This window comes from Anaerotignum lactatifermentans (assembly GCF_014982935.1).
Taxonomy (GTDB): domain Bacteria; phylum Bacillota; class Clostridia; order Lachnospirales; family Anaerotignaceae; genus Anaerotignum; species Anaerotignum lactatifermentans.
The window spans coordinates 1-9,251 of the sequence record NZ_JADCKK010000081.1 but is presented as its reverse complement, the minus strand read 5'-3'; the positions used below and the strand labels follow the sequence as shown (position 1 = coordinate 9,251).

The 9,251-nt window shown below is 47.5% G+C and carries 17 protein-coding genes and 1 riboswitch; of the genes, 10 read left to right on the top strand and 7 right to left on the bottom strand.

What is annotated here, in order from left to right; genetic code table 11:
* The coding region (locus tag INF29_RS13185) for a hypothetical protein (protein WP_193487125.1) at positions 1-312 on the top strand (312 nt) is incomplete at its 5' end.
* A gap of 191 nt (positions 313-503) precedes the next feature.
* Here INF29_RS13185 and INF29_RS13180 read toward each other — a convergent pair.
* Both INF29_RS13180 and INF29_RS13175 read right to left on the bottom strand, forming a co-directional pair.
* Positions 504-704, bottom strand: coding sequence for a DUF1858 domain-containing protein (locus INF29_RS13180; protein ID WP_022255279.1), 201 nt, complete (start codon positions 702-704; stop codon positions 504-506).
* A 112-nt stretch (positions 705-816) separates the two neighbouring features.
* On the bottom strand, positions 817-1,020 hold the full coding sequence (locus INF29_RS13175; RefSeq protein WP_087989392.1) for a hypothetical protein: 204 nt from the start codon (positions 1,018-1,020) through the stop codon (positions 817-819).
* Between the two features lie 85 nt (positions 1,021-1,105).
* Here INF29_RS13175 and INF29_RS13170 point away from each other — a divergent pair, with 85 nt between their 5' ends.
* From INF29_RS13170 to INF29_RS13145, 6 genes are all read left to right on the top strand, one after another.
* A complete protein-coding gene (locus tag INF29_RS13170; protein WP_022255281.1) occupies positions 1,106-1,327 on the top strand; it encodes a helix-turn-helix domain-containing protein in 222 nt (73 codons plus the stop codon).
* A 27-nt stretch (positions 1,328-1,354) separates the two neighbouring features.
* The gene (locus tag INF29_RS13165) at positions 1,355-1,813 is read left to right on the top strand and encodes a cyclase family protein (RefSeq protein ID WP_193487123.1); all 459 of its coding nucleotides are present in this window, start codon (positions 1,355-1,357) and stop codon (positions 1,811-1,813) included.
* Positions 1,770-2,126: an aldolase/citrate lyase family protein gene (locus INF29_RS13160; RefSeq protein WP_193487121.1), complete on the top strand. Its 357-nt coding sequence runs from the start codon at positions 1,770-1,772 to the stop codon at positions 2,124-2,126. Before INF29_RS13165 ends, INF29_RS13160 begins: the two co-directional genes overlap by 44 nt.
* Before the next feature lie 29 nt (positions 2,127-2,155).
* The gene (locus INF29_RS13155; protein WP_087989395.1) at positions 2,156-2,623 is read left to right on the top strand and encodes a hypothetical protein; all 468 of its coding nucleotides are present in this window, start codon (positions 2,156-2,158) and stop codon (positions 2,621-2,623) included.
* Positions 2,624-2,800: 177 nt separating this feature from the next.
* Complete coding sequence (locus tag INF29_RS13150) at positions 2,801-3,085, top strand: hypothetical protein (protein WP_072852493.1); 285 nt, start codon at positions 2,801-2,803, stop codon at positions 3,083-3,085.
* A gap of 33 nt (positions 3,086-3,118) precedes the next feature.
* Entirely contained in the window at positions 3,119-3,343 is a 225-nt protein-coding gene (locus tag INF29_RS13145) for a hypothetical protein (RefSeq protein WP_193487119.1), read from the top strand.
* Between the two features lie 47 nt (positions 3,344-3,390).
* Here INF29_RS13145 and INF29_RS13140 read toward each other — a convergent pair whose 3' ends face one another.
* From INF29_RS13140 to INF29_RS13120, 5 genes are all read right to left on the bottom strand, one after another.
* Positions 3,391-3,606, bottom strand: a complete 216-nt coding sequence (locus tag INF29_RS13140) for a PF20097 family protein (RefSeq protein WP_072852490.1) — start codon at positions 3,604-3,606, stop codon at positions 3,391-3,393.
* Between the two features lie 94 nt (positions 3,607-3,700).
* Positions 3,701-4,207 carry a signal peptidase I gene (lepB, locus tag INF29_RS13135; RefSeq protein WP_193487117.1) on the bottom strand — a complete coding sequence of 169 codons (507 nt, stop codon included), beginning with the start codon at positions 4,205-4,207 and terminating at the stop codon, positions 3,701-3,703.
* A 23-nt stretch (positions 4,208-4,230) separates the two neighbouring features.
* Positions 4,231-4,743 (bottom strand): signal peptidase I, encoded by a 513-nt coding sequence (lepB, locus tag INF29_RS13130; protein ID WP_072852486.1) that lies wholly within the window; start codon positions 4,741-4,743, stop codon positions 4,231-4,233.
* A gap of 14 nt (positions 4,744-4,757) precedes the next feature.
* Entirely contained in the window at positions 4,758-5,681 is a 924-nt protein-coding gene (locus tag INF29_RS13125) for a SufB/SufD family protein (RefSeq protein ID WP_087989398.1), read from the bottom strand.
* Positions 5,681-6,397 carry an ABC transporter ATP-binding protein gene (locus INF29_RS13120; RefSeq protein WP_022365014.1) on the bottom strand — a complete coding sequence of 239 codons (717 nt, stop codon included), beginning with the start codon at positions 6,395-6,397 and terminating at the stop codon, positions 5,681-5,683. Before INF29_RS13120 ends, INF29_RS13125 begins: the two co-directional genes overlap by 1 nt.
* Before the next feature lie 1,012 nt (positions 6,398-7,409).
* Between INF29_RS13120 and INF29_RS13115 the strand changes: the two genes are divergently transcribed.
* The 3 genes from INF29_RS13115 to INF29_RS14570 form a co-directional block, all read left to right on the top strand.
* Entirely contained in the window at positions 7,410-7,994 is a 585-nt protein-coding gene (locus INF29_RS13115) for a hypothetical protein (RefSeq protein ID WP_193487115.1), read from the top strand.
* A gap of 63 nt (positions 7,995-8,057) precedes the next feature.
* Positions 8,058-8,156: riboswitch (THF riboswitch) on the top strand.
* Positions 8,157-8,380: 224 nt separating this feature from the next.
* Entirely contained in the window at positions 8,381-8,893 is a 513-nt protein-coding gene (locus INF29_RS13110; RefSeq protein WP_193487113.1) for a folate family ECF transporter S component, read from the top strand.
* Positions 8,894-9,048: 155 nt separating this feature from the next.
* The coding region (locus INF29_RS14570) for a hypothetical protein (RefSeq protein ID WP_207728177.1) at positions 9,049-9,251 on the top strand (203 nt) is incomplete at its 3' end.

Sequence of the window (9,251 nt, the reverse complement as noted above, 5' to 3'; positions counted from 1 at the left end):
ACGGATGTGATTAATCCAAAAAGAGCCTCGCCAGACCAATTACTCCCTTATCATAAAAAAATAAGTGCAGAGGGTAAAGCACAAATGATATGCTTTATCTCTTACACTTATATGGTACTAAAAAGAGCCTTTCGGAAAAGACTCAAAAAATCAAGACATAAAAAAAGAACACGTAGGGTTCTTATGGAATCCTTGTTGGAATTTACTTCCGACGAGGGAAAAGTCGAAGTTTCAAGGCTTCTGCCGATGGACACTCTGCACCCCGAAAATTACGGGGACGCCGCAGGCGGCTTTGCGCAGCAAAGTGCTTGACCTCAGATTTCATTACATCAAAACATAAAAAAAGAACCCAAAGGGTTCTTATGGAATCCGCAGTCGGAATTTACTTCCGACGAGGAAAAAGAGCAAGTTTCAAGGCTTCTGCCGCTGGAACTTGCTCTTTTTACTTCTGTCCTTTCGTCAAAGGCTTGAATGCAATGAGCCTTTGACGATGCGTAAGCAAATTATTTACTTGCCAGATAAGCGTTGATGTCGCTCAGCAGTTTGTCGATATCCATGCCGTGTACCATGCTTGCTTCTTCCAGTGTTTCACCAGCAGCGGAAGGGCAGCCTACACAATGCATGCCGTTCTGCATCAGGATTGCGCCTGCGCTTCTGTCCATCATCAGCAGTTCGCCGATTGTCATATCTTTTGTTACCTGCATAAAAAATGCCTCCTTTGAGATTCTCACTTGGTTTGTTGTGGAATTCTTTGTGTATATTCCCTTGTATTATACCCCAAAAGCCTCATAAAAAAAAGAGGCGTTAGACATATTTTCATTTTTCCAACGCCTCATCCAGCAGTTTTCGCACGGCGTCTATCTTTTTTTCCGCACTCCATCCGTCCTCGTCCAATATTTTCCGTAATGCTTCCACACTGCCTGCGTATTTTGCCTGCCGCAGCCGCTCCTTATCCACATGCAGCACACCATCTCTTTCATTTTCCAGCAAAACCCGCAGACTTTCCACCAATTTATCCATATTTCCACCGCCTTTTGTCTTATTTTAGGTCAGATACACCCTAATGTCAATAGGTCAGTTTGCCATAATAAAATTGGTGATGTTTATGAACAGATTACGAGAATTACGGAAAGAACGGGGATTCACCCAGATCAAAATGCAGATGCTCACAGGCATCGACCAGAGCGACTACTCCAAACTGGAAACAGGCAAACGGTATTATACCTTTGAGCAGCTGAAAAAACTGGCATTGGCACTGGACACCAGCATGGATTATCTGGCAGGGCTTACGGACGAAAAAAAGCCCTATCCCCGCCGCAACGGATGAAAATATGATACAATAAGGAGGCGGCATATGATTTATGACATTTCCTTCCCCCTTTCCCCCCAGACCATGGTTTATCCCGGCGACCCGCCTTTTTTGCGGGAAGTGCTGCTGGATGGGGCAAAGGGAGATGACTGCACCCTGTCTTTGCTGCATTTGGGGAGCCATCTGGGCACCCATATAGACTTTCCCAGACATTTCTTCCCAGAGGGCATGGACGCGGCTGCCTTTCCTTTGGAACAGCTTTGCGGCACATGCAATGTTTTTCACCTGCCTGATGCAGCAGAAATTACAAAGGATATGCTAAAACAGCTGGACATCCAGCCCGGCGACCGGGTGCTTTTCCGCACAGACAACGAAGCCTTTGACGGCATCCATCCCCTGCCCCACCCGGAAAGACTGCTGGGGCTTCGCTTATCCCGGTACCGAAAGTGTGCCTGTAAACATGGCAGTGAACAATGCCGAAACACTGCTGATTCCCCAGTGTGAAACAGTGGGATGTCTGGAAAACATCGAAACCATTACTGCCATGGAAGGGGTAGACGGCATTTTCATCGGACCTTTTGACCTGTCCATTTCCATGGGCATTCCCGGGCAGTTCGACCACCCCGATTTTCAGGCTGCTCTGAAACGGGTATTGGAAGCATGTCACAAAAACGGCAAGTTCTGCATTTATTTCACCGTAAACCCCGACGCCATTGCCGATGGATTCCAGCAGGGATTTGATGCCATGGCTTATGGTCTGGACGCGGCAGTGCTGGTGCAGGCATATCGGAATATTCTGGCAAAAGTGAGAGGGTAAGGAGAAAAACAACACAGGAGGTATTGGATATGTCACTATTTCGCAAGAATACCGACAGCGTAAAAGCTTCTGAAATCATTAAGTATAAAATCAAGAAAAACGGCGGCAGAATTTTGGTTTCCTCCGTCAGAGGAAACACTTATGAAATCCGCGCCAATCGGGATGGCAAATCCTTTTCCTGCGATGCTCTGCCCATCAACCCTCCCTATGAATATACTGTATTCGATGTTATGGTAGAAACCATGCTGGAACAAGGAGGCAAAGCCCTGAAAGGGCAGGGACGGAACCATCGTCTGGGAGAACCTCACTGTGAAGTCACTACTCTTGTGGGTGCCATTGGCAAACACTATGCAGGCAAAAATGAGGGTGAATGGGTCTTTGACCCTATATTCGTATTAGCTGCTGTGCTGGAATGGGCTGATATCGCTCATAACGGCAGAGGATATTTGGAATTAACTCCCTCCTATTTGATGAAACGCAAAAACCAAAATATATAACCTTTTATTTGCGCTCAACTGCAACACTATAATAAAAACAGCAGACTTCTGTAAACACAAAGAAATCTGCGGCTTTCTTACAAATTTCTGTCACATCCAGCCCTTTCGTTGACAGCCCCCTTTGCCATGCTATACTGAAAAAAATGGCATTTTTCCCCTGATAAGGAGGTTATATTTATGTGGATTTTCTTCAGTATTGCAAGCGTTGTTTTCACGGGGCTCCATGGTTACGCCGCTTTTTCCGGCAAGTCCATGGCAAAGGGCATGGCATTTGCGGCTTTCGCCTTCACTGCCCTGACACTTCTTTCTGAGTACGCCATGGTGGTGTCATGGGTGCAGGCAGAGGACTGGTCAGCCCTCTTGGATGTGGTGCCTTCTATGTTCCCCATGCTGATTGTTTACACCGTGATTCTGGTTGCGGCAAACGGTCTGTTGCTTTTTGCGGGGAAAAAAGACCATTGACCTTTAGAGGAAGTTACTTTGGAGGTATTTCTTATGAAACAACTGAAATTCTGCACGACCCTTCTGCTTTTCATCAGCGGCATCCTTGCCCTGCGGGGCATCAAACCGGCGCTGTTTCTGCTGCTGGCATTTGCGGGACTGCGGGAAATCATCAGCGCAAAAGAATATCAGGACGCAGGCGAGAAAAAATACGCCATTGCTTCTCTGAGTGCAGGCATATTTCTGTTCGTGTTCCTGATGGTTATATTATTTATGTAAAACATAAAAATACCCTGTCAAATGACAGGGTATTTTCTTTTTTCTCTTTATCTTCTGGGGGGTTCTTCCACCAGAGGGATATCCAGAATCACTTTCCGGCAGCTGGGGCACAGATAGCCTTCCATTTTAGCATCGCCCATAAAGCTTTTTGCCACCAGATACTGGTTTCCTTTTCTGCCGTTCTCCATTTCCTGGAACTGCACATACCGTCCGGCTTTCAAATAGCCTTCCATCATTTCCAGATTACAAAAAGGACATTTCATGTCGCTTCATCTCCTTTTAGGTGTTCTCTGTTTTCAGTGTATCATATTCCCGGTTTTTCAACAAGCCAAAAGGGCGGCTCAAAGCCGCCCTTTTTTAATCTATGATTTTGAATCCTTCGTAATACCGCAGGACAACTTTGCCCAAGATGGCATCTTTTTCCACGTAGGTGTTCTCCCAGAACCTTGCATCCAGAGATTTATTCCGGTTATCCCCCATCATGAAGTAACAGCCTTCCGGCACATGATAAGACCCGAAATCGCCTTCTGTGATTTCCTTGATATAAGGTTCGTCCTGCACCTGCCCATTGACCAGCACGTCACCGTCTTTTACCTCTACGGTGTCGCCGCCAACGCCGATAACACGCTTAACATACAGGGTATCCGGATCATCCGGGGCTTCAAAAACCACCACATCGCCCCGCTGGGGATCAGAAAACCAATAGCTGGTACGTAAGGCAAGGTTTCTGTCCCCTGCCATAATCGTATTTTCCATAGAGCCTGTTGGCACATATACATTCACCAGCAAAAAGTGATTTATCAAAAATGCCAGCAAAACCGCCACGGCAATTGTTTCTATCCAGCCAAGTATTTCTTTTCTCATTTCGATTTCTATCCTCTTCCAAATCAATCAATGATTTTGAATCCTTTGTAATACCGCAGGACAACTTTGCCCAAGATGGCATCTTTTTCCACGTAGGTGTTCTCCCAGAACCTTGCATCCAGAGATTTATTCCGGTTATCCCCCATCATGAAGTAACAGCCTTCCGGCACATGATAAGGCCCGAAATCGCCTTCTGTGATTTCTTTGATATAAGGTTCATCCTGCACCTGCCCATTGACCAGCACGTCACCGTCTTTTACCTCTACAGTGTCGCCGCCAACGCCAATGATACGTTTTACATAAAGAGTCTTGCCTGTGGGATCGTCGGGATCTTCAAAAACCACCACATCTCCCCGTTCTGGATCGGAAAACCAGTAGCTGGTGCGCAGGGCAAGGATTCTGTCCCCTGCCATGATGGTATTTTCCATGGAGCCTGTAGGCACTGTGGCATTGACGATAAACACCGTATCCACCACAAAAGCCAGCAGCACTGCCAGGATGATGGTCTTGACCCAACTGAGAATTTCTTTTTTCAATTTGTTTCAGCTCCTTATTTCAGGAAGCCGTTGATGATCTGTGCTTCCGCTTCTTTTTCTGTCAGCCCCAATGTCATCAGCTTCATGAGCTGATCCCCTGCGATTTTGCCGATGGCTGCTTCGTGAATCAGAGTTGCATCCACGTTGTTTGCCACGATTTCGGGTTCTGCCGCTACCACGCCGTCGTCCATGATGATGGCGTCACATTCGGAATGACCGTAGCAGTCCGCGTTGCCCACGATTTTAGAGCGGAACAGCTGACGGGATTTATCCCTTGCAACGGAACGGGAAATGAGTTTTGCGGAACTGCCTTCCCCTTCCAGAATCACGTCAAAGGATGTTTCCGCATACTGATCGCCGTGTGTCATGATTTTTTCTTTGATGACAACGGTTGCGCCGGCTGCCAGTTTTGCGCTGGAAATACGTTTTGTGGAGTCTACGCCTTTCAGCTGAACAGTATCCATTTCCAGATAGCTGTTTTCTTCCCCTTCGATATGTGTCTGAGGGTTGATGATGCGTTTGCCGTTGCCGTCGCCTTCCCCGATGTGTTTTTCGATATATTTTACTTTGGCGTTTTTGCCTACGAAGAAACGGTGGATGCCTTCGTGAAGAGATTCTTCACTGCCGCAGTTATGGATACCGCAGCCAGCCACGATGGTGACATCTGCGCCTTCGCCGATATGGAAATCGTTATATACCAGATCGTGTACGCCTGCTTCTGTGATCAGAGCGGGGATATGGACATTTTCGTCCTTTGTGCCGGGTTTGATGTAAATATCGATACCGGAGTTGTTTTCCTTGGGTACGATCTGAATGTTTTCTGTGGAGTTTCTGCCTTCGCTGTGACCGTTGTTACGGATATTGAAGGCACCGTTCAAAGGTACTTCTGTCAGGTCTGCCACTTCAGACAGCAGTTTTTTGATTACGTCGTCAAACATTATTCGTTCCCTCCCTGAAAATATCTGCATCCGGGGTCAATACCAAAAAGACCGGGCAGAACTTCTTCTTTTGTGCCGATCTGGGCGATTTCACCGTTGGATATGACAACCACCTGGTCAGCGATGTTCAAAATACGTTCCTGATGGGAAATGATCATGATGGATGCCTGGATTTCATCGTGCATTTTTTCGAAAACGTCGATGAGGTTTTTGAAGCTCCACAGGTCAATGCCCGCTTCGGGTTCGTCGAAAAGTGTCAGTTTTGTTTTTCTTGCCATAACGGTAGCGATTTCGATACGTTTCAGTTCGCCGCCGGACAGGCTTGCATTGACTTCACGGTCAATGTAGTCTTTTGCACACAGACCTACCTGTGCCAGATAATCACAAGCCGCTGCTGTGGAAATATCCTTGCCGCTTGCCAGTGTGATGAGGTCTTTGACAGTTACGCCTTTGAAGCGTACGGGCTGCTGAAAAGCGAAGCTGACGCCTGCTCTTGCGCGGTCTGTGATAGACCAGTCTGTGATGTCCTGACCGTCCAGCAGAATCTGTCCGCTGTCAGGTGTGATGATACCGGCGATGACCTTTGCCAATGTGGACTTGCCGCCGCCGTTGGGTCCGGTGATGACAACGAATTTTGCGTCGTCAATAACCAGATTGATATTTTTCAGAATCTGTTTTCCATCTGCGGAAAAAGAGATGTTCTTTAATTCCAGCATATTCTTTTCCTCCTGTATTTATCAATGATTCGGCAACACCCTTTTTGCCGAATTTTACCTGCAAAGCCAAAGTAAATTATACCAACTGAAACGTTGTCATGTCAACGATTTTCCCCGAAAACCGACAGAGGCTATTCATTTGGTATGGATTGCGCAGGGTGTCGACTTTTCGACACCCTGTCGTCAAAGGCTCATTTCATTCAAGCCTTTGACGAATAGGCAGAAGTATAAAACCAAAGTTCTATCGGCTAAAAGCCTTGAAACTTCGGTTTTTCCCCTGCGGATTCCAGTTGGGGCACTCCACACCGCAAGACATGCGGGCAGCCTTTTATGGCTGACATTTGCGGAGCAAACGTGTTGACCACACACCGCAAGACATGCGGGCAGTCATTTATGGCTGACATTTGCGGAGCAAATGTGTTGACCACACACCGCAAGACATGCGGGCAGTCATTTATGGCTGACATTTGCAGAGCAAATGTGTTGACCACACACCGCAAGACATGCGGGCAGTCATTTATGGCTGACATTTGCGGAGCAAATGTGTTGACCACACACCGCAAGACATGCGGGCAGTCATTTATGGCTGACATTTGCAGAGCAAATGTGTTGACCACACACCGCAAGACATGCGGGCAGTCATTTATGGCTGACATTTGCAGAGCAAACGTGTTGACCACACACCGCAAGACATGCGGGCAGTCATTTATGGCTGACATTTGCGGAGCAAACGTGTTGACCCCACACCGCAAGACATGCGGGCAGTCATTTATGGCTGACATTTGCGGAGCAAATGTGTTGACCACACACCGCAAGACATGCGGGCAGCCTTTTATGGCTGACATTTGCGGAGCAAATGTGTTGACCCTTTCGTTCCCCAAGCCCTTCCGCTACAGTCCAAGCTTGCCCTTTTGCATGAATCGCACTGGAAAAATCCTTTCTTTTTTCCCCATACTGTATTAAAATGAAGAAAATCAACTGAAATATACACCACCAAAGGAGGTTTTTTCCCATGCTGGGTTTCCATTCTGACGGCATCCGCCTGTTCGGCGCATCCGATACACTGAAAGCAAATCTGAAAAAAAGAAAACTGCCCCTGGTTGGCAGCACTACCGGCAATACACTGGTATTTGCCATTGATGACGAAACGGTCATCCACAAACGCCCTTACAACATTTCTTTCGCAGCCGCTTCCACACCTTGGTTCGTCTGCGGACTGACAGGGGTTCCTGATTATCCTCAGGTTCTCCCCTTTGACAGCGAACACGACCTGACAGCATTCATCACAGCCATGTACTACGCTTCTCAGGAATTTCTCCATCTGGACATCGAGCTGTCCTTCATCAAACAGACCTTAGGCGCAGACCCCACAAAAGTCATTCGTGCCTACGAAGAATCTGATTTTGACAAAATCCCCAAAGGCACCCCCGTCATTTGCTTCTACTTCGGCAACGGCGGTTTTCTGGAAACAGACCGTATTTTCCATGTGCTGACAGGGGATCATGGTCTGGATATGGGGCAGGTGACATTGGCAGGCTCCTTTGCTTCCAAGCAAAGTCTGCTCATTGCCTTTGCCTTGGCAGAAAAAAGCGAATAATGCTTTACTTCTGACAAAAGCCATGCTACAATGAAGCCGCAGGAGTATTCCTTCTGCGGCAAATACAGAGTAGGACTTTGTGCGTTAAGTGTCCTGTGAACGGGGAGTTGTCACGGGAACGAAAAGAATTTTCTTGCGATACAAAATCCGCATCCCGCTGTTTCATAATAAAGACATGAGCACTCTTTGTTATCACAGCCTACCCCGCTTGAAACGGGGGTATTTGCATAGAGGCGTCCCATCTGACACACAGACACGAAATTTCCCCGGTTTTGTTGGAGATTTCGTGTTTTTTTGTTTCACATGGGAACGGTTTTCGCGGTTTTCTTCTGGAAAACTGCTGTTTTGCATGTTGTTTGATTTGGAGATAACAAGGAGGTTTTTTTATGTCCGAAAACAGAAAATTCACCACCAAGCAGCTGGTCATCATTGCCATGCTGGTGGCACTGAACGTGATTTTATCCCGTTTCTTATCCATTGCCGCATGGAACATCAAAATCGGCTTTGCCTTTGTTCCTGTCGTATTCGCGGCACTGTATCTGGGTCCTTGGCAGGCTGCTCTGGTAGGCGCATTGGGTGACTTCATCGGTGCAACACTGTTCCCCATTGCGGCGTACTTCCCCGGCTTCACCATCACCGCTGCCATTGTTGGTCTCATTTACGGTCTGTTCCTGTCCAAAAAACAGACCATGCCCCGTATTCTGGGAGCAGTACTGGCAACAGAAATCATCGGTTCTCTGCTGCTGAACACCTTATGGATCAGCGTATTGTATGGTTCTCCTTTCCTGCCGCTGATGGCAACCCGTGTATTCCAGTGTCTGATTCTGGGCATTGTGGAAATCGTGGTCATCCGCGTCATGGCTGGACTGGTGCCCCGTCTGGTTCACAGCGCATCCTAATATAAATAAAACAAAACCCCCTGCCGCTGCTCACGGCAAGGGTATCAGGGTGTCGAAAATTCGACACCCTGTCGTCAAAGCCTCATTTCATTCAAGACTTTGACGAATAGACAGAAGTATAAAGCCCAAGTTCCATCAGCTAAAAGCTTTGAAACTTGGGCTTTTCCTCGTCAGAAGTAAATTCCGACTGCGGATTCCAGTTGGGGAACTCCACACCGCAAGACATGCGGACAGCCATTTATGGCTGGCATTTGCGGAGCAAATGTGTTGACCCCACACCGCAAGACATGCGGTCAGCCATTTATGGCTGGCATTTGCGGAGCAAATGTGTTGACCCCACACCGCAAGACATGCGGTC